Source organism: Anaerocaecibacter muris (assembly GCF_943192945.1).
In the GTDB taxonomy this organism is placed as follows: domain Bacteria; phylum Bacillota; class Clostridia; order Christensenellales; family Pumilibacteraceae; genus Anaerocaecibacter; species Anaerocaecibacter muris.
This window is the reverse complement of sequence record NZ_CALPCE010000008.1, coordinates 42,668-61,760: the sequence shown is the minus strand read 5'-3', so window position 1 is coordinate 61,760 and position 19,093 is coordinate 42,668. Positions and strand designations below refer to the sequence as shown.

The 19,093-nt window shown below is 52.2% G+C and carries 23 protein-coding genes; 21 read left to right on the top strand and 2 right to left on the bottom strand.

Annotation, left to right across the window (positions count from 1 at the left end):
- Positions 1 to 45: 45 nt before the first annotated feature.
- Genes NFR57_RS07855 through NFR57_RS07825 form a run of 7 tightly spaced genes read left to right on the top strand, consistent with a single transcriptional unit; the run spans position 46 to position 6,073 of the window.
- The gene (locus NFR57_RS07855; protein WP_251183293.1) at positions 46 to 1,215 is read left to right on the top strand and encodes an FAD:protein FMN transferase; all 1,170 of its coding nucleotides are present in this window, start codon (positions 46 to 48) and stop codon (positions 1,213 to 1,215) included.
- On the top strand, positions 1,205 to 1,585 hold the full coding sequence (locus NFR57_RS07850) for a NusG domain II-containing protein (RefSeq protein WP_251183292.1): 381 nt from the start codon (positions 1,205 to 1,207) through the stop codon (positions 1,583 to 1,585). The genes NFR57_RS07855 and NFR57_RS07850 overlap by 11 nt, the downstream gene beginning before the upstream one ends.
- Positions 1,582 to 2,151, top strand: coding sequence for a Gx transporter family protein (locus NFR57_RS07845; protein WP_251183291.1), 570 nt, complete (start codon positions 1,582 to 1,584; stop codon positions 2,149 to 2,151). The genes NFR57_RS07850 and NFR57_RS07845 overlap by 4 nt, the downstream gene beginning before the upstream one ends.
- A gap of 24 nt (positions 2,152 to 2,175) precedes the next feature.
- Positions 2,176 to 3,390, top strand: coding sequence for a tyrosine--tRNA ligase (gene tyrS, locus NFR57_RS07840; protein WP_251183290.1), 1,215 nt, complete (start codon positions 2,176 to 2,178; stop codon positions 3,388 to 3,390).
- A complete protein-coding gene (locus NFR57_RS07835) occupies positions 3,387 to 3,998 on the top strand; it encodes an IMPACT family protein (RefSeq protein ID WP_251183289.1) in 612 nt (203 codons plus the stop codon). Before tyrS ends, NFR57_RS07835 begins: the two co-directional genes overlap by 4 nt.
- Complete coding sequence (locus NFR57_RS07830; protein WP_251183288.1) at positions 3,995 to 5,095, top strand: branched-chain amino acid aminotransferase; 1,101 nt, start codon at positions 3,995 to 3,997, stop codon at positions 5,093 to 5,095. The genes NFR57_RS07835 and NFR57_RS07830 overlap by 4 nt, the downstream gene beginning before the upstream one ends.
- 15 nt (positions 5,096 to 5,110) lie before the next feature.
- Positions 5,111 to 6,073 (top strand): PucR family transcriptional regulator, encoded by a 963-nt coding sequence (locus NFR57_RS07825; RefSeq protein ID WP_251183287.1) that lies wholly within the window; start codon positions 5,111 to 5,113, stop codon positions 6,071 to 6,073.
- Positions 6,074 to 6,083: 10 nt separating this feature from the next.
- Here the strand turns inward: NFR57_RS07825 and NFR57_RS07820 are convergent, their stop codons facing one another.
- On the bottom strand, positions 6,084 to 6,335 hold the full coding sequence (locus NFR57_RS07820) for a hypothetical protein (protein WP_251183286.1): 252 nt from the start codon (positions 6,333 to 6,335) through the stop codon (positions 6,084 to 6,086).
- A gap of 58 nt (positions 6,336 to 6,393) precedes the next feature.
- Between NFR57_RS07820 and NFR57_RS07815 the strand changes: the two genes are divergently transcribed.
- Positions 6,394 to 6,669 carry a hypothetical protein gene (locus tag NFR57_RS07815; RefSeq protein WP_251183285.1) on the top strand — a complete coding sequence of 92 codons (276 nt, stop codon included), beginning with the start codon at positions 6,394 to 6,396 and terminating at the stop codon, positions 6,667 to 6,669.
- A gap of 45 nt (positions 6,670 to 6,714) precedes the next feature.
- Here NFR57_RS07815 and NFR57_RS07810 read toward each other — a convergent pair whose 3' ends face one another.
- Positions 6,715 to 7,836, bottom strand: a complete 1,122-nt coding sequence (locus tag NFR57_RS07810; protein WP_251183284.1) for an aminotransferase class V-fold PLP-dependent enzyme — start codon at positions 7,834 to 7,836, stop codon at positions 6,715 to 6,717.
- 96 nt (positions 7,837 to 7,932) lie between these two features.
- On the opposite strand from NFR57_RS07810, the gene NFR57_RS07805 reads away from it, so the two are divergent.
- From NFR57_RS07805 to NFR57_RS07745, 13 genes are all read left to right on the top strand, one after another.
- Positions 7,933 to 8,184, top strand: a complete 252-nt coding sequence (locus NFR57_RS07805) for a putative Se/S carrier-like protein (RefSeq protein ID WP_251183283.1) — start codon at positions 7,933 to 7,935, stop codon at positions 8,182 to 8,184.
- A gap of 105 nt (positions 8,185 to 8,289) precedes the next feature.
- A complete protein-coding gene (gene nth / locus NFR57_RS07800) occupies positions 8,290 to 8,913 on the top strand; it encodes an endonuclease III (protein WP_251183282.1) in 624 nt (207 codons plus the stop codon).
- Positions 8,913 to 10,163, top strand: coding sequence for a GTPase ObgE (gene obgE, locus NFR57_RS07795; protein ID WP_251183281.1), 1,251 nt, complete (start codon positions 8,913 to 8,915; stop codon positions 10,161 to 10,163). Before nth ends, obgE begins: the two co-directional genes overlap by 1 nt.
- On the top strand, positions 10,153 to 11,838 hold the full coding sequence (gene rsfS / locus NFR57_RS07790) for a ribosome silencing factor (RefSeq protein ID WP_251183280.1): 1,686 nt from the start codon (positions 10,153 to 10,155) through the stop codon (positions 11,836 to 11,838). The genes obgE and rsfS overlap by 11 nt, the downstream gene beginning before the upstream one ends.
- On the top strand, positions 11,799 to 12,731 hold the full coding sequence (locus tag NFR57_RS07785) for a phosphatase PAP2 family protein (RefSeq protein WP_251183279.1): 933 nt from the start codon (positions 11,799 to 11,801) through the stop codon (positions 12,729 to 12,731). Before rsfS ends, NFR57_RS07785 begins: the two co-directional genes overlap by 40 nt.
- 8 nt (positions 12,732 to 12,739) lie before the next feature.
- Complete coding sequence (gene tsaE, locus NFR57_RS07780; protein ID WP_251183278.1) at positions 12,740 to 13,171, top strand: tRNA (adenosine(37)-N6)-threonylcarbamoyltransferase complex ATPase subunit type 1 TsaE; 432 nt, start codon at positions 12,740 to 12,742, stop codon at positions 13,169 to 13,171.
- Positions 13,168 to 13,785 carry a tRNA (adenosine(37)-N6)-threonylcarbamoyltransferase complex dimerization subunit type 1 TsaB gene (tsaB, locus tag NFR57_RS07775; protein WP_251183277.1) on the top strand — a complete coding sequence of 206 codons (618 nt, stop codon included), beginning with the start codon at positions 13,168 to 13,170 and terminating at the stop codon, positions 13,783 to 13,785. The genes tsaE and tsaB overlap by 4 nt, the downstream gene beginning before the upstream one ends.
- Entirely contained in the window at positions 13,782 to 14,222 is a 441-nt protein-coding gene (gene rimI / locus NFR57_RS07770) for a ribosomal protein S18-alanine N-acetyltransferase (protein WP_251183276.1), read from the top strand. The genes tsaB and rimI overlap by 4 nt, the downstream gene beginning before the upstream one ends.
- Before the next feature lie 12 nt (positions 14,223 to 14,234).
- The gene (locus tag NFR57_RS07765) at positions 14,235 to 14,939 is read left to right on the top strand and encodes an alpha/beta fold hydrolase (RefSeq protein WP_251183275.1); all 705 of its coding nucleotides are present in this window, start codon (positions 14,235 to 14,237) and stop codon (positions 14,937 to 14,939) included.
- Positions 14,940 to 14,944: 5 nt separating this feature from the next.
- Positions 14,945 to 16,522 (top strand): Mur ligase family protein, encoded by a 1,578-nt coding sequence (locus NFR57_RS07760; protein ID WP_251183274.1) that lies wholly within the window; start codon positions 14,945 to 14,947, stop codon positions 16,520 to 16,522.
- Positions 16,523 to 16,550: 28 nt separating this feature from the next.
- Positions 16,551 to 17,270, top strand: coding sequence for an SDR family NAD(P)-dependent oxidoreductase (locus NFR57_RS07755; protein WP_251183273.1), 720 nt, complete (start codon positions 16,551 to 16,553; stop codon positions 17,268 to 17,270).
- Positions 17,254 to 18,123, top strand: a complete 870-nt coding sequence (locus NFR57_RS07750; protein ID WP_251183272.1) for an aminoglycoside adenylyltransferase domain-containing protein — start codon at positions 17,254 to 17,256, stop codon at positions 18,121 to 18,123. Before NFR57_RS07755 ends, NFR57_RS07750 begins: the two co-directional genes overlap by 17 nt.
- Before the next feature lie 90 nt (positions 18,124 to 18,213).
- On the top strand, positions 18,214 to 18,972 hold the full coding sequence (locus tag NFR57_RS07745) for an N-acetyltransferase (protein ID WP_251183271.1): 759 nt from the start codon (positions 18,214 to 18,216) through the stop codon (positions 18,970 to 18,972).
- Positions 18,973 to 19,093: the final 121 nt, after the last annotated feature.

The following is a 19,093-nucleotide window of genomic DNA, read 5'->3' as shown; positions in this document are numbered from 1 at the left end:
AGCCATATTCTTGCAAATATTTCGCAAGTGTGGTAAAATTTAACCGTGAAAAAGTTTTTGTTAAAACTTGTTGCGGCATGCGCCGCGCTTGCCGTGTGCGCGGGGTTTTGCGGTTGCGCCGCGGCGGGCTACACTGTATTCGACGACGTCGAGTGCTTTTCGGGCGATATAATGTTTTCCGCGCGCATACTCGGCGGGCGTGCCGATTACGCGCACCGTCGCATGATCGAAGTGATTACGGAAATCAACGCGCAAGTTTCGGCGACGCGTGCGGACAGCGACGTAGCGAGGTTTAACTCCGCGCCCGCGGGCGATCGCGTGTCCGTGGGCAAGCATGCTTACAGGCTTTTTAATCTGTCGCGCGAATACTACGACGTTACGGACGGCGCGTTCAACTGCGCCGCCGCGCCGCTCGCCGAGCTGTGGCGCGTGGACGCGCAGTCTATTTCGCAGTATCGACCCGACATCGACGGGTCGTACATATCGCCGCCGTTGCCGAGCGCGGAGCAGGTCGGGGAAGTTTTGCCGCATTGCGATCCGCGGTTGATAACGGGCGAGGAGCGCGACGGCAAGTTCTATCTTACAAAGACGGATGAGCGCGTCAAGCTCGATTTCGGCGGGATAGCAAAGGGCTATGCTGTTGACGAGTGCGTCAAGATTTTAAAAGAATACGAAATAACTTCGGCGTTGTTGGACATTTCGGGCAATGCGTATTTTTACGGTCGGCGCGTGGATAACGGGCAGAATGAGGACTGGCACGTCGGGATTATGTCGCCCCGACCGCGCGGCGGCACGGCGCAAGCGCGCGGGTATGTGTGCGCGACGTCCGTTTACGGCGACGCGTCGGCTGTGACAAGCGGCGACTATATGCGGTATTATATCCACGACAAGACGGACGGGCAAAAGCTGTACGTTCCGCACATAATCGGTACAAACGGCGTGCCGATTGGCGTTGCAAGCGACGGAACGGACTGGCGCAACGCCGACGAGTGGGTTATGTCCGCGACGGTAATAGGCGATAACAGCGCGCTTTGCGACGCGCTGTCTACCGCGGTCTGTGCGCTGGGCTTGGAACACGGCGCACAGCTTTTGAAAAAAGTCGGGTATAAAGGGTTGATATTTACCGAGAAAAGGTATACAATTATAGGTGACGTACAGTTTTACAAACCCGACGTATACGACGGTTTTACGGAGTACGCCTTTTATGAACTTTGATAACGTCAAAAAAGTAAAGTGTTCCAAGGCGTTTACCGTGCTCGACATTATTATCGTTGCGGTGATTGCCGTCGCGATAGGCGTTTCGGCTTGGTTGATTTACCGTAAGCCCGCGCTCACCGTTACCGTTACCGCGCCCGACTACGCCCGCACGTTTTCGCTCGACGAAGACAGGACGGTCGTACTCGAACACATCACGGTGCATATCGAAAACGGCAAAGTGTGGGTGACTGACGCGGACTGCGCCGACAAGGTGTGCGAGCGCACGGGCGTAATTTCGCGCGGCGGGCAGTCTATTGTGTGCTTGCCGCACGGCGTGGTTATACGTATCGGCGGCGAGAGCGATTTGCAATGGGAGTTGGGACGGTGAAGCCTTTGTATTCTTGTAACGCGCCCGCGCAAAGCGGCGCAACGGATACGCGGCGGCTTGTCGTGCTCGCGTTTTTGGTAGCGGTCGCGCTTGTCGTGTCGTTTATAGAAAGCATGTTGCCGCCCGCAATTTTGCTCGCACCCGGCGCAAAGCTCGGTCTTGGCAATATCGCGCCGCTTATCGCGCTTATTATCTTGGGCGTGGGCGACGCGTTTATAGTAACCGCGCTTAAATGCTTGCTCGGCGCGATAGTGACGGGCGGGGTGTCGGGGCTTATGTATTCCGTGCCGTCGGGCATGCTCGCGCTTGCCGTCGAAGTGTTGTTGTTCTACACGGTGTTCGACAGAATTTCGGTAGCAATGATAAGCCTTATAGGCGCAATCGTGTTCAACTGCGTACAGCTCGGCGTTGCGAGCTTGGTAACGGGCGTAAATCTTTTGACCTTGCTGCCGTGGTTGGCTACGGCGGGACTGCTCGCGGGCGCGTTCACTGGACTGTTGGCGTATTATATAGTTAAACGACTGCCGTATTCGGTGTACGGCGGAGTGCGGCGAAGCCGCGATTAAAGAACTTTTTAAGGAGAACCTAATATGAAGCAAAACGTTTTCGACATACTCGACGGGCGCGGGTTTATCAAGCAGACCGTGTTTAAAGACGACCTCTATAAGCTGTTGGGGTCGCAGTCGGTCACGTTTTATTGCGGGTTCGACCCGACGGCGGACAGCTTGCACATAGGGCATTTTATCCCGCTCATGGCGGCGTCCATTATGCAAAAGGCGGGGCACAAACCCATTCTTCTCGTCGGCGGCGGCACGGCTATGATAGGCGATCCGTCCAACCGCAACGACATGCGGCAGATGATGACGCGCGAAACGATTGACGGGTTTGTGGAAAAAATCAAACCTCAACTCGCGCGATTTTTGAGCTTCGAGGGCGAAAACGCCGCCGTGATAGTGAATAACGCGGATTGGCTGTGCAAGCTCAATTATATCGAGTTTTTGCGCGATTACGGCGCGTATCTTTCGGTCAATAAAATGCTCACCGCCGACTGCTTTAAAACACGGTTGGAAAAAGGTTTGAGCTTTTTGGAATTTAACTACATGCCCATGCAGGCATACGACTTCTTGCGCCTGTTCGAGGATTACGGCTGTATGCTCGAAATAGGCGGCAACGATCAGTGGAGCAATATTTTGGCGGGCGCGGACTTTATACGCCGCGTCGCGCGCAAAGACGCTTACGCTTTGACTTGCACGTTGCTCGAAACCAAAGACGGCAAAAAGATGGGCAAGACCCAAAAGGGCGCGTTGTGGCTGGACTGCAACAAGACCACGCCTTACGAAATGTATCAGTATTTCCGCAACGTTGACGACGAAGAAGTGGAAAACTGCTTAAAGCTGTTGACTTATGTCGAACTCGACGAAATAAAAGAGCTTTGCGCGCACCGCGACGAGCGTATAAACAACGCCAAAAAGCGGCTCGCTTACGAGGTGGTCAAACTTATTCACGGCAAGGAGCACGCGGACACCGCCGCGGCGCAGGCGCAAGCGGCGTTCGAGGGCGGAGCGAGCGAAATGCCCGCGGTCGAAATTGCGGGGAGCGGCGAAACGCCCGTTATAGATGTAATGGTCGCTTGCAAGGTGTGCGCGTCCAAGAGCGAAGCGCGTCGGCTCATAGAGGGCGGAGGCGTTAAGATAGACGATAAAAAAGTGGAAAACGTTTACGGCAAGGTCGCCGACTATTCGGACGGGCGCGAATTCGTGCTGTACAAGGGCAAGAAAATTCGGCTTAAAGTCACGCTGAAATGATTGTTTGCGTAAAGCCGTCGCAGTACGAACTTGACATCAAGCGGTCGAGGTTTATAGCGACGTCGTATCATATCGACAGCCGCGACGAGGTCAAAGGCGTTATCGACGCGCTTCGGCGCGATAACGTCGGCGCGCGGCATGTCTGCTACGGATATATCGCGGACGAAAAGGGCGACGACTTCGGTTACGACGACGACGGCGAGCCGTCGGGCACGGCGGGCAAGCCCATATATTCCGCAGTGGCGGCGGTGGGTGCGCGCAAAACGTTGATAGCCGTCGTAAGGTATTTCGGCGGAATAAAACTCGGCGCGGGCGGACTGACCCGCGCATACCGCCAAAGCGCGGCGGAACTAATAGAGCGTGCGGGTTTGGTCAAAGCCGAAAAGTATGCGGAGTACGAAGCGGAGTGCGACGGCGAGGCGTATAAACGCGCCGCAGCGGTGTTGCGCAACACGGCTTGCAGGATAGGTCAAATACGTTACGCAAGTTCGGTCACGTGCAACATACTTGCGCCCGCGGCGTTCGATATTGCGGCGGCAGTCGAGCCGTTGGGAGTAAAAATAACTGCGCTCGGCGAGAAATATATTTTCGAGGAATTGGAAAGTTGAACGGATTGAAAAGCAACGCTGTATTCGTAAAGAGCGAAGCGTTAAAACAAAAGCCCGCAAAGGCGACGAGTTTCGGTAAAGCTTTTACCGATTATATGTACGTGCGCGAGTATAAGGACGGCGAGTGGAAACAGGGGCGTATCGCGCCGTTCGACGCGTTGGAACTGTTGCCGTGTTCGTCGATACTGCATTACGGTCAAGGCGTGTTCGAGGGGCTTAAAGCGTACAAGGACGGCGACGGTACGGTGCGGTTGTTCCGCGCGCGCGATAACTTTAAGCGCATGCAGACTTCCTGCGAAAGACTGTGCATGCCCGCAATAGACGTTGAACAAGCGTTTGCCGCGCTTTACGATTTGGTCGATATCGAGCGCGACTGGATTCCGACAGATAAGGGCACGAGCCTGTATATTCGTCCGTTCATGTTTGCCGACGATAATTCGCTCGGCGTGCATGCCGCAAAAAACTACAAGTTTATAATAATGCTGTCGCCGTCGGGCGCGTACTATGCGCACGGGTTTGCGCCCGTCGCGTTAAAGGCGGAGCGCAATTATGTGCGGGCGAGCGCGGGCGGAACGGGCGCGTACAAAGTGATAGGCAATTATGCGGCGAGCATAAAGGCGGGCGAAACGGCTGTAAAAGAGGGTTACGATCAGGTTCTGTGGCTGGACGGCGTTCACCGCAAGTACGTGGAAGAAGTGGGGTCGATGAATATATTTTTCGTAATCGACGGCGCTGTCGTAACGCCCGAACTCAACGGATCGATACTCCCCGGAATTACGCGCGATTCGGTTATACGCATATTAAAGAGCAAAAACATACCCGTCGAGGAGCGTAAAATTTCGATAGACGAAGTGTTGAACGGCGCAAAAAGCGGCGCGCTTACGGAAGTTTTCGGCACGGGCACCGCGGCTGTGATTTCGCCCGTGGATAGACTGGGCGACGGCGGAATCGATTACGCAGTTGGCAAAAAAGGCGAAGCGGGAAAGATTGCAAGCATGTTGCTCGACGAATTGACGGGCATACAGACGGGCGCAATCGCCGATAAATTCGGCTGGGTGACGGTAGTGGATAACGGCGCAATCGCCGCAAACAAGTAAAGCGACGGGAATAAAATGAAACAATCGGATATAATAATCGAACAGTTAAACAGAATAAGCGGGCTTAAAGTGCGACGCACGACTGCGCCGAGCGACATGCCGCGGGACGGAGTTTGGCAGAGCGAAACGCTGTGTTCCACGGTTTTTACGGTGCCTTGCGGCAACAAAGTTTACGCGTTTGAAATAGACGGATACGGCGCTGCGGAGCGCGTTACGGCGTCGCTTGCACGAGAGCTTGCTTTGGGCATGGTAAGTAAGACGGCTGTGTTTGACGAGCCTGTGCGCGCGTTTTTGGACGGCGTAGGCGATATTCCGCAAGGCGTGCACCTCGGCAAAGCCGATTATTACGTGTTTGCGATGTACAGCAAAGACCTTGCAAAGAACGTTCGGGAATACCTAAACGCCATGGCGTATTCGTGCGATTTCGTAGCCGATATGGGCGACGGCGTCACCGCGTTTTGCAAGCGTTTGGATAACGACTGCGATTATCAGTCGGCGGGCGAATTTGCGTCAGTGCTAAAAGAAAACCTTACGGAGGAAATTAAAGGCAATGTCAAGATAGGCGTCGGCGGCGTTGCGCACGGCGCTTCCGAACTTCCGCAATATTACGCCTATGCAAAATCCGCGCTCATAAACGGCGCGGAGTACGACCCCAAAAGCGATATATATTCGTATAAAGAATACGCGCTGATAAAGGCACTGTCGGAACTGCCCGAGGCGACCAAGGAAAAATACGTTAAGACCGTGCTTGACAGAAATTACAGAGACGTGACCGCGGACGAAGAACTCATGGCGGCGGCGGACGCGTTTTTACAGTACTCGCTCAACATATCGGAAGCGAGCAGAAACATGTATGTCCACCGCAACACGTTGATTTACAGACTGGACAAGCTGGAAAAACTTACGGGGCTTAATATCCGTAATTTTGCCGACGCGGTCACTTTCAGAACGGCGTGCCTTATTCATAAAATGCTGTGATATAAGCGTTTTACCGACGTTTGTCGCGCCTGTTTTGCGCGTCGAAGTATTTGATTATAAGCCCCAGCGTTTGCGCGGGAATTATCTTTTTGAGCGTTGCGTACAAGTCCGTGCGCGGCGCTTTTTGCTGTTGTTCGTACATCTGCGTTATAATACTTCCGAGCGCGGACGGGTCGGGGTTTTGAGTGAGTTTTAACAGCGTTTGTTCGCGGTCGCCGAGCTTGCCTTTAAGCAATAAAGGCAACATTTGATTTATGTCCATAAACAGCTCCTTTTGCACGATTATTATGTTTCCCGCATAGAATATTGCGGGAGGTTGTATGCGAAGTATTAAAAATCATAAGCCGTCTAACCACGAAAGCGGCGGCGGCAAGACCGATATAAAAGGCGAAACGGACGCGCTTGCGCAAAAGTATGCAGGCAAGAGTGAAAGCGAACTGATAGGCGAACTCATGAAAACCGCGACGGCTGCAAAGCGCGACGGTACGTTCTCCGCGCAACAGCTCGACGAGTTCGTGCAGTTTGTTTCGCCGAGCTTGGACGACGAGTCGCGATCGCGGCTCGCGTATCTTGTCGGCATGATTAAAGGCAACTGACGGTATCCGGAAATCGGTTCGCGCGATAACCGACCGACGATTTTGTTATTTTGCTATTTCGCGCACGGCGTTTACAAAAAAAGTAACCTCGTCGGAATTGTTGTGATAGGATAGCGACGCGCGCACCGCGCCCGTGTTGAGCGTGCCCAAATATTTATGGCACAGCGGCGCGCAGTGCAGTCCGCACCTGACCGCAGTGTCGTATTGATCGCTCAAAATATCGCCGACCGCCGCGGCGTTCATGCCGTCAATGTTAAAGCAAACTATGTTGGGCAGGGTGTTGTATTTGCCGTAAATTTTAACGCCCTTTATTTTGGCAAGCTCGGCGCGCATGCGGTCGCCGCACTCGGCAAGATTTCGCTTTACGGACAGCGGAAGTTTTTTGTAATGGTTGACCGCCGCGATCAATGCGTATGCCGAGTGGACGGGTAGAGTCCCGCACTCGAAGCCTTCGGGAATATCGCTCGGCTGATCGAGCGTATGCGACATAGAGCCGGTGCCGCCGAATCTAAACGGTTTTAGCGGGGGATTGCCGCGAACGCACAGACACCCTATGCCTTGCGTGCCGTGCAAGCCCTTGTGCGGCGAAAAGCAAAGATAGTTACAGCCGATAGCGCGCATATCCACGTCCAGATAGCCGACGGACTGCGCGCCGTCCACGAGGTATAAAACGCCGTGCCTCCGCGCGATATTTCCTATTTGAGTAACGGGAGCGACTGCGCCCGTGACGTTGGACGCATGGTTGACCGCTATTAAATACGTGTTTGGACGAATGGCGCGTTCCACGTCCGCGGGGTCGATAATTCCGTGCATGTTCGGACGCACTGCGGTATATTCCACGCCCATGCGCTTGTTGAGTTCGGCGAGCGGGCGCAGAGTGCTGTTGTGTTCGTAAACGGTAGTCACGACGTGCCCGCCGCGTTTTGCCGTGCCGAAAAGCACAGTATTAAGCGCGTCCGTGCAGTTAAACGTAAAAATAACGTCGTCGCACACGGTCAGGCTTTTAACGGCTTTGCGCGCTTCGTACACTATGGACGCGGCTTTGATAGCGCCCGCGTGACTGCCTCTGCCTGCGTTCGCGCACAGGTTTTTAAGTGCGTATTCGTCGGCTTTAATTACGCAATCGGGCTTGACCATGGTGGTGGCGGCGTTGTCCAAATAAATCATGACAGAATAAACTCCCAATACATATAACGGAATAAGACCGTTATTAGTAAATGCGAAATTTGACGGTTTAGAACAAAAAAGAGGAAATTATCGCGTATGGAGTACATTTTTTCGTTTTCTTCGAGAAACAGCGCGTTTCGGTTCGCGGACGCGGTGGCGGCGGCGGGCGGAGCGTCGAAACTCGTAAATGCGCCCATAAACAACGGATCGGGTTGCGGGTTGGCAGTTAAGTGCAACGATTACAAACTTTGTCAGGACGTTTTGAATTTGGGTTATTACGCCAATCTACGCGCGGTGTACTCTTATGACGGAGAAAAATACAATTCGTTATATAATGTTCGGAATTGACCCATAATATCTTTACTTTTGCGCGCGGTTGTGGTACTATATTATCGGGTGCAATGTTGCCGAAACAAGGTGCGCCCAATACGGCTATAACGGTATTATTAAAGTATGGATTTGCTTACCGAACTGCAAAATACTTATCCCGACGCGACTTGCGAACTGGAATACGGCAACGAATTCGAGTTGCTTATTTCGGTTATTTTGAGCGCGCAATGCACGGACAAGCGCGTCAATGCCGTTACGCGCGATCTGTTTAAGCTCGCCGACACGCCGCAGGCGTTTTGCGACATGCCGATCGAGCAACTGGAAACGGCAATTAAAAGTTGCGGGCTGTACAAAAACAAATCGGCTAACATTAAGGCGTGCTGTAAAGACATAGTCCGAAAATTCGGCGGGCGCGTGCCGCAAACAATGGACGAGCTTATCACGCTTGCGGGCGTGGGCAGAAAGACGGCTAACGTAATGTTGAGCGTGGCGTTCGGACAACCCGCCATAGCCGTAGATACGCATGTTTTTCGCGTAGCTCACAGGCTGGGGCTGTCGCAGGGCAAAACTCCCGACGAGGTGGAAAAGGATTTGTGCGCGGCGTTCGACCCGAAGGATTACAGGGACGTGCATTTCCTTTTGATACGTCACGGGCGGGATTGCTGTCACGCGCGCAAACCCGATTGCGAAAGTTGTTCGGTCAATCGGACTTGCAAGACATACATAGAAAATCAAGGTAACTTTTAATGTTTATAGACAGAGCTAAAATTTATATTAAAGCGGGCGACGGCGGCGACGGTTGCACGTCGTTCTACACGGAAAAGTACGTGCCCAACGGCGGACCGGACGGCGGCGACGGCGGCGACGGCGGAAACGTCGTTATCAAGGTCAACGACAACGCTACGTCGCTGTCCGAATTCAGATTCGGCAAGCATTACCGTGCGGAAAACGGCGGCAACGGGTCGGGCAAAAACAGACACGGCAAGAACGGACAGGACTTGGTGCTGTATGTGCCGCGCGGAACGGTCGTGCGAGACGCGGACAGCAACGGTATAATCGCCGACATGTATTACTCGGACGATCAAGTAACCGTTTTGCGCGGCGGCATAGGCGGAAAGGGCAACGCGCGGTTTAAGTCGTCGCGCCGTCAAGCCCCGGGGTTCAGTCAAAAAGGCGAGCCCGTTAAAGAACGCGCGGTGGTGTTGGAACTCAAAACGATAGCCGACGTAGGGCTTGTGGGATTGCCCAATGCGGGCAAGTCAACTTTGCTTGCGGCGCTCACTCGCGCCAACCCGAAGATCGCGAGCTATCCGTTCACCACTCTTTCGCCTAATTTGGGCGTGTGCTATACGGACGATTTTTCGTTTACAGTTGCGGATATTCCGGGGCTGATAGAGGGCGCGGCGGACGGAGCAGGGCTCGGTCATAAATTTTTGCGGCACATCGACCGCACGCGGTTGATTATTCACGTCGTCGATATTTCGACTTATGAGGACGCGATTGCCGACTATTCGACGGTCAACGACGAGCTGTTTAAATACAATCCCGAACTGAAAAACGTGCCGCAAATAATCGCGCTAAACAAGATAGACTGCGCGCAGCCCGATAACATTGCGCGGTTCCGCAATGCGGTAAGCGGCGAAATTTACGAAATAAGCGGCGCGACGCACAGCGGGCTTGCCGCGCTTATAAGAGCGGCGGAAAAAACGCTTAAAACTTTGCCTCCGCCGTCGCCCATAGAGTTCGAGCCGTTTAGGTACGAAGAAATCGATCCCAATTCGTTTGAAATATGTCGGGCGGACGACGGCGCGTTCGTGCTTTCGGGCGCACTTATAGAAAAACTTGCGCGCACAGTTGTGCTTGACGATCGCGACAGCTTTATGTATTTTCAGCGCAGGCTGGAAGTGGGCGGCGTGACGAAGTCGCTTAAAAAAGCGGGAATCAAGTCGGGCGACCTTGTGCGCATACTCGATACGGAGTTTACTTATGAAGAATAAAATTACAAAAACGGCAATATTCGGCGGCAGTTTCGACCCGCCGCACTTCGGACATATAGACATAGTCAAAAACCTCGAAAAGCGGTTCGATAAAGTTATAGTCGTGCCGTCGTTCGTTTCGCCGTTCAAAACTGGCGCGAGCGACGCTTCGGCGCGCCTTCGGCTTTGCAAAAAGGTCTTTGCATCCGACAAGACCGAAGTCAGTCGTTACGAAGTCGCTAAAAAGGGCGTTAGTTACAGCGTCGATACAGCCGCATACTATGCCAAAAAGTCGGACGACGCGCTGTATTGGGTGATAGGCAGTGAGGAGCTTTACAGGCTGTGCGACTGGCACGACATTGACAGGCTCAAAACGCTGGTCACTTTTTACGTCGTAAACAGACCGAATTTTGCGCCAGGCGATAGCTTGCTCAAAGACTTGAAAAAGCGCAAAATCAAAATCAAGTTCGCAAACTTCGACGGGCTGGATATTTCTTCGGCGCGCATTAAAATCGACAAGGCGTTCGGCATGCCCAACGCGTTCGTGCCGAGCGACGTGCGCGCGTTTGCCGACAAAAACGGATTGTTCGATCCGTATTCCGATTATGTGCGCGGTTTGTACTCGCACGGACTGCGTTACGACAGGATTTTGCACATTTACCGCACGGCGTTGCGCGGCGCATATCTTGCCAAAAAATACGGCGCGTCCGTGGATAAAGCGGTTACGGCGTGCATACTGCACGACATAGCAAAGTCGGACGACGACGCGGATAAATACAAAAACGTCGTCGATTTGTCGGGTTTCCCGCCGCCTACAATGCACTCGCCGATCGGCGCGTATATTGCCAAGCGCGAATACGGCGTACCCGACGACGTAGCGCATGCCATAGCGGTGCACACCACGGCATGCGAGGATATGAGCGTGCTGGACGAGGTAGTGTATCTTGCCGACAAGACAGAGGACGGCAGGAAGTACGCGTCTTTGGAACTTATGCGGTATCTCTGCGACTATGACAAGAATATCGCCATGCTCGCCGCGCTCAAAGAGATTAAAAAATTAAGCGCGTCGGAGGCGTGCGCTATGTCCGACGACGCGATTGCGTATTACGAGCTTGTTTGCGGCGATGCGGAGATCCCGCAACTCCCGCCGCGCGAACAGTCGCAACCGAGCGGCAAAAACTTGCCCGTGCTCGGCGAAGTAAAATCCAAATCGGTGGGGCTTGTCAGGCAGGCAAGGAGTAAAGCCGTCGCGCCCGTTGCGGGTAAAGACGTTGCAACCGTGCCCGAAAAAAACACAGACTTGTCCGTCGTTTTGCGCGGGCATTGCGAAAGTATGTTCGTCAGTTCGGGCGACGCTATAAAGGATATTGCGCTCGCTGCGGCGGACGCGCTCAACGCGCATAAGGCTCACGACATAAAGATAGTCGGACTTGACGGCAAGACGATAGTCGCGGACTACTTTGTCATAGCCTCGGCTACTTCCACCACGGCGGTTAAGGCGTTGATGGGTTACGTCGAGGACAGACTCAAAAAACAGTTTAATATAGACCCCGCCAAGCGCGACGTCGATAAAGAGTGGATTGCGCTCGATTACGGCGGCGTTATAATTCATATTTTCACTGACAAGACGCGCGAGTTTTACAATATCGAGCGTCTGTGGTCGGACGGAACCAACGTCGAGAGGTTTGGGGATTAACCGCAGTGCAGTTTGAAGCCGACATCATAAAGGCGTTGCAAAACCTGTCCAACGGGGTTACCGACGCTTTGAACACGGGGATAACGCAACTCGGAACGGAGATTGCGTTTCTTGCCGTTGCGGTCGTGCTGTACTGGTGTTTGGACAAGCGTTACGCATACAGGTTTTTCAATGTGTATATACTCGGCGTAGCGATGACAAATTTTTTAAAGCTCGGGTTTAAACGCGAACGTCCGTTCAATGCCTATCCCGAAATAGTGCGCAGTATCGGCACGCCCGAAACTACATACTCGTTTCCGTCGGGGCATACGGAGAGCATAGCGTCAATATCCGCAATGCTTACTATAAAATACGGCAAAAAGCACACTGCTGTGCCCGTTGTGTGCGCAATGCTTACCGTGCTTGTCATGCTGTCGCGCATGTATTTGGGGCAACATTATTTGTCTGACGTGTTTTGCGGCTTGACTGCGGGCGTGTTTTTTGCGATAGCGTTTAATGCATTGTTGTCGCTGTTCGGCGATAAGGAAGAGTGGTTCATTGTGCCCAATATCGTGCTTACGGTCGTGCTTATAAGCGTGCTTGCGGGCATGGGCGTGCTTAACAGTCCGAGCGGCGCGGATATATTAAAGGGCGTAGGCGCGTTTGTCGCGTTCGACGCGGGATATATAATCGAAAAGAAGTTTGTCGGTTACGACGTTGCGGCTAACCGCGTTTGGTGGAAAGTCGCGTTGCGGCTTGTAATCGGTTTGGGCGTTGCTCTCGGCTTGCAACAGGGGTTAAAACCTATACTTCCGCAGAACATTAGCATGCTATACTGCTTTTTACGGTATTTCCTGCTCGCCGCGTGGGTGGCGGTTGCCGCGCCTGCGCTGTTTAAAGCGGTCAAGATATAAGGAGAATTATGTCGCAAACTCGTGTATATAAAATAAACTCATCGGATAAAATGGCGGAGCTCGGCGAAAAATTGGCGGCTTCGCTGGGCGGCGGCGACGTTTTGCTGTTGACGGGCGAACTCGGTGCGGGCAAGACCGTGCTGTGCAAAGGGCTTGCAAAGGGATTTGGCATAACCGCGCCCGTGACTTCGCCGACGTTTACCATAATGAACGAATATTGCGACGGGCGGGTTAAGTTTTGTCACTTCGACGCGTACAGACTGGACAGCGCGGACGAGGCGGTCGGCGCGGGGCTTACCGATTTTATAGGCAATGCCGAGTGCGTTTGCGCCGTCGAGTGGTGGCGCAATATCGAGGAGCTGTTCGACGGACTGAACACCGTTGAAATAACCATAAACAAGACAGGCGACAACGAACGCGAGGTGATTATTAAGCAATGAATTATTTGATGATTGACACCGCAGAGGGAACGCGCGCGCTTTTGTGCGCGGGCGGCGCGTACTATTACGACGAAAACTTGAAAAATGCGGGTTCGGAAACGCTAATGCCCATGATTGACGGGTTGTTAAAGCGTGCGAATATTGCGATTGCGGACGTCGATATTTTCGGCGCGTGCGTCGGTCCGGGGTCGTTTACGGGTTTGCGAATAGGGCTTACGACGATCAAGACGTTTTGTTACAGCCTTAATAAGCCGTGCTTTGCGGTAAACAATTTGCGCCTTAACTCATATAACAATAACAGCGAAAAAGTCGTTTCGGTTGCCGACGCGGGCAATAAAGTGTGCTACGTGGCACGGTACGACGGCGACGTCGAAACCGATTGCGCCATGTGCATGACTTTGGAGGACGCGCGGGCGTACATCGCGACGCACGGCGACTATGCCGTTTCCACGGACGGCAAACTTGCCGGCGTAATCGACGGAACGTCGGGCGTGGGCGAGCGCGAGCTTAAAATCGCCGCCGAAAAGCATATTGCCGACGTTATTTCGCAAAAGGACTTGTCGCCGCTGTATATAAGAAAAGCGCAGCCCGAACGCGGCGCGGGCGATTTGTGATTGCGTCCGTGACGGTGCGGCGAGCGCAGCCGCGCGACGTGCAAAATATCGCGCGCGCGGAAGCCCTGTACATAGATTGTCCGTGGACGGCGGAACAAATCCGCGAGGAATCGGAGCGCGACGGCTCGGCGTTTTTCGTTGCGGAAGCCGACGGAGAATTTGCGGGGTATCTTTCGGGCACGGTCGCGTGCGACGAGTGCGAAATTTCCAACATTGCGGTCTGCGAAAAGTACAGGCGGCGCGGCGCGGGCTATGCGCTGTTTTCCGCGCTGATAGCGGAAGTCAAGGCTCGCGGCGTTAAATCGGTATTTCTTCTTGTCCGTTCGGACAACGCCGCGGCAATCGCGCTGTACGGCAAGTGCGGGTTTATAAAGGTGGGCGAACGCCCGCGTTATTACAAAGGAAAGGACGCGCTGATTATGCGACTAAATCTTTAACGCGAGGCAGGTATGCAAACGACCGTCAACGGAGTTACGTGCGAATATCAAGCGGTTAAGGCGGGCGACGCCGATACGATTTTGTTTTTGCACGGCTGGGGCGGCGACTTGAATTCGTTTGCCGGCGCGTATTCGGCGGCGGCGGAGTGGGGCGTAAACTGCATTAACTTCGCGTTTCCCAAGACGGTGCCGGAGAGTTGGAGCGTATACGACTATGCTGCGTGCGTTCGAACGTTCCTGATAGAAGTGGGCGCGGAAAACCCTATAATAGTCGGGCACAGCTTCGGCGGGCGCATAGCGTTGATACTCGCGGCGCAGGGTTTGTGCAAAAAACTCGTGCTTACGGACGCGGCGGGGCTTAAACCTCGGTTCAGTCTGCGCAAAAAACTGAAAATAGCGGCGTATCACCGTCGGGCAAAATGCGGCAAACCCCTTGACGGATTCGGTTCGGTAGATTATAATAATCTTGACCCGAAAATGCGCGCGGTGTTCGTGCGGATTGTAAACGCGCGGCTCGACAGGCTGTTGCCGTTTATCAAGTGTAAAACGCTTATATTTTGGGGCAAAGACGACCGCGACACGCCGCCGTACATGGCAAAGCGATTGCGGCGCGGGATTAAAAACAGCGAACTCGTTTTTGCCGACGGCGGGCATTACGCTTATGTCGATTCGCATTTCGAGTTTGTCAATTTGCTTAAATCATTCGTATTGGATTAGCGGTTATGGAATATTACGTTTCGGTCGGATTAGTAGCAATAGCGGCGGTGCTGTCTTGTTTTATAGGACTGCCGATGTTGAAGATAATACAGCTGTCGGGCTACAAAGCTCGCGGCGTTGTTGCCTGGTGGAAAGGTAGCGGGTACGACGTTATAATACGGTACGCCGCGCTCATGCTGTTCGGGTTTATATCGACCATTGTGTTTGTCGGGTGTTTTTCGACGTTCGAGTACGTTCGATATTGCGCCGTCGCTCTGTACGATATTCTCGCTGTCGTGTTTATTGTTTCCGCGGGCAAGAGCGGCAGTAATTCCGCAAAGTTTACGGGCAGAGTTATAAGGCTGTTGATTGTTGATCTTATAATAACGCTTGCGCTGGGCGCGGGAGTTGCCGTCGCTTGCTATTATTCGGCGTATTGCCAAACGCTTGTAGCCGCGCTCGCCATGTTGTCGCCGTTCGTCGCGCTGGCGGCAAACGCAATGACTGCTCCGTTTGAAAAACTTAACAACAAAAAATACGTAAAGCGCGCGCGCGCCAAACTCAAAGAAAAATCGCCCATAGTAATAGGCATTACGGGCAGTTACGGCAAGACCACGGCTAAAAATATCCTTAAAGCAATGCTCGCGCAACAGTACACGGTGGCGACCACGCCGAGCAGTTTCAATACGCCCATGGGCGTGTGCAAGACCGTAAATAACGACCTCGGCGACGAGCGGTATTTTATTGTGGAAATGGGCGCGCGGTACAAGGGCGATATTAAAGAGCTTTGCGGCATAGCCCAACCCAAATACGGCATAATTACCGCAGTCGGCGACATGCACATAGAAACCTTGGGCAGTCGCGCAGGCGTTGCAAACGTAAAGTACGAGTTGGGCGAGAGCTTACCGCAGGACGGTTTGCTTGTACTCAACGGCTATAACGCAGATTGCGCCGCGCTGAAAGACCGCAACGCCGCGTGTCGTGTTGTTTCGGTCGGCGACCAAGCCGCGGTCGGTTACGAAAATCTTAAAATAAGCGGCGACGGCACGACGTTCGACCTTATTATAGACGGGCAAAAATATCCCGTGACGGTCGCGCTGTTGGGCGCGCACATAGCGGAACTTGTGTGCGTATGCGCCGCGCTCGCGGCGGAGTGCGGAATAACCGCCGAACAAATAGTCGCGGCGACTACCGCGTTGCGCCCGGTCGAACACAGATTACAGCTTATACCGTCCGCCGACCCGTCTGTCGCTGTGATAGACGACGCGTACAATTCCAACCCCGTCGGCGCGAAAAACGCGCTCGACGTACTGGCTTGCTTCGACGGAAAAAAGATTATAATAACTCCCGGGTTTGTGGAACTCGGCTCTATCGAGAAAGAGTGCAATATTCAGCTCGGCGGGCAGATTGCCGAAGTATGCGATTATGCGTACTTGATAGGCACGCGCGCAAAGGACATAAAAAAGGGCGCGCTTGCCGCCGGCATGAACGACGGCGCGATTTGCGAGTTTTCGTCGCGCGACGAGGCGGTCGAAGCGTTGAAAGAAATTTCGGGCGAAAAAGCGGTGCTGTTTGAAAACGACCTGCCTGACAATATAAAATAACCGCATACGGGTTTTAAAGGATTGACTTATGAAAAGAACGGTGCTGATAACGGGCGGCGCGCGCGGAATAGGCAGACAGATTGCGCTTGATTTCGGCAATGCGGGCTACAACGTTATTATTAACTACAATAAATCGGAAAAAGAGGCGATGTCGCTTGTAAACGAGCTCAACGCTCGGGAAATAGCGTGTCAAGCTATACAAGCAGACGTGTCGGACGGCGCGCAGGTAAAACGCATGCGCGAGCAAGTGGCGTTCGGACAAGTCGATACGCTTGTAAACAATGCGGGTATAGCGCATATAGGACTGTTGCAAAGCGATACCGAAGACGACTTCGACAGAGTTATCGCTGTTGACTTAAAAGGTGTATGGCTGTGCACGCGCGAGTTTTTGCCGAGCATGGTTCAAAACGGGTTCGGCAGAATAATAAATATAAGTTCGTTTTGGTCGGAACGCGGTTCGAGTACGGAAACGGCGTATTCCGCCGCCAAAGCGGGCGTGAACGGCTTGACCAAAGCGTTGTCGCGCGAAGTGGGCGAATACGTAACGGTCAACGCGATTTTGGCGGGGCTTATCGCTACCGAAATGAACGACCCCGTTCCGCCCGACGCGTTGTTTAGAATAGTGGATAATACGCCCGTGCGCCGAATAGGTACGCCGCAGGACGTAAGTCACGCCGCGCTGTTCCTCGCCGACGAAAAATCGTCGTTTATCAACGGCGCGCTGTTGCACGTTGACGGCGGATATTGATATAGCCGTAAAAATGATTTACGATAAATTATTTGACGAATTTGTGCAATGCGCGCGCGACTGTTTTAATAACCGACTTATCGGCGTTTATTTGCACGGGTCGTATGCAATGGGTTGTTTCAATCCGAAAAAAAGCGACATAGACATTATTATAGTAACAGACGGGGAAATATCGGACGGGTGCAAGGCGGAGTTTATGCGCCGAATAATACGGCTCGACGACTGCGTTACAAATAAAGGTTTTGAATTCAGCGTCGTACAAAAACGGTATTGCAATCCTTTTGCATATCCAACTCCGTTTGAATTGCATTATTCGCGCGCACATAAAGCGCGCTATTTGGCAGACCCGCATAATTATGTCGCGACTATGCGCGGAGAGGATAAAGACCTCGCCGCGCACTTTACGGTTATAAATAATTACGGTATAGTTTTGTACGGCGCGAAAATTTCCGACGCGTTCGGCATTGTTCCGTCCGATTGTTTTTTTGACAGCGTTTATCAAGATATAAAAAACGCGCGCGAGGATATTATCGGCAATACCGTTTACACAACCCTTAATCTGTGCCGCGTGGCGGCGTACTTAAAAACCGGTAGATGTATGTCAAAAAAGGACGGGGGCGAGTGGGCGCGCGATAACTTACCGTCCGAATATTCCGATTTGATTTGCGAAATTTTGCGTTGCTATTCGACGGGCGATTTGCCGACCGCAAGCGCGGCGACGTTGACCGACTTCGCGGAATATGTCCTAAATAACATAGACATAAATAAACCGATTGTAAAAGAATTAAATTTTTTTAATTTAATAATGACAATAAAAAACGGGCGGCGTAGCTGTGTATTTCATAGGGATTAAAGCAAGGACGACAATCGGTCCTTGCTTTTTTAGTACAGTTATGTTATAATGACTATGCGATAAACAGTAATTTAACGGAGAACAAAAAATATGGAATATATTAAACTCACACTCGACAATTTGGAAAAGGAACATATTTGTTGCGCCATATCAAACAATAAAGATATACAAGTAGCAAGCAAGAAAGCGTGGCTTAAAGAAAGGATAAAAGACGGATTGGTATTTTTGAAATCTACCGAGCGCGGAAAATGTTTTATCGAATACATACCCGCCGAAAACGCTTGGTGTCCTATCGAAGCAAACGACTATATGCACATAAATTGCTTTTGGGTTTCAGGTTCATTCAAAGGACACGGCTATGCCAACGATTTATTAAACGCCTGTATAGCCGATGCAAAAGAGCAAGGTAAATGCGGCTTAACCGTAATTTCGTCCCCGAAGAAAATGCCGTTTTTGTCAGATCCGAAATATTTTGCTCATAAAGGGTTTAAGGTTGCGGATAAAGCAAATCCAAACTTTACTTTAATGTATTTATCTTTTGACGAAAATGCGTCCGTTCCGAAATTCAAAGAACAAGCCAAACAGCCGCATATAGATAAACAAGGTTTTGTTGTGTATTATACGCATGGTTGTCCGTTTACGGCTAAATACGTTCCGCTTGTTCAGCAAACGGCAAAAGACAAAGACATTCCGTTTGAAAGCGTATTGATAGACAGCAAGGAAAAAGCGCAAAACGCGCCTATGGCGTGGACGAATTATGCCGTATTTTACAACGGACAATATATATCAAACGAAATCCTAAACGAGAAGAAGTTTCTTGTACTTGTAGAGAGTTATTATAAACAGTAATATAAATTTCAATTTATCTTTATAATCTTTTATAAAGTATAGCGCACTATACTTCGCAAGCGAAGATAGTGCGCTATTTCTTTGACCACAAAGAAATCCCTATAACAGATACCCTTATGCC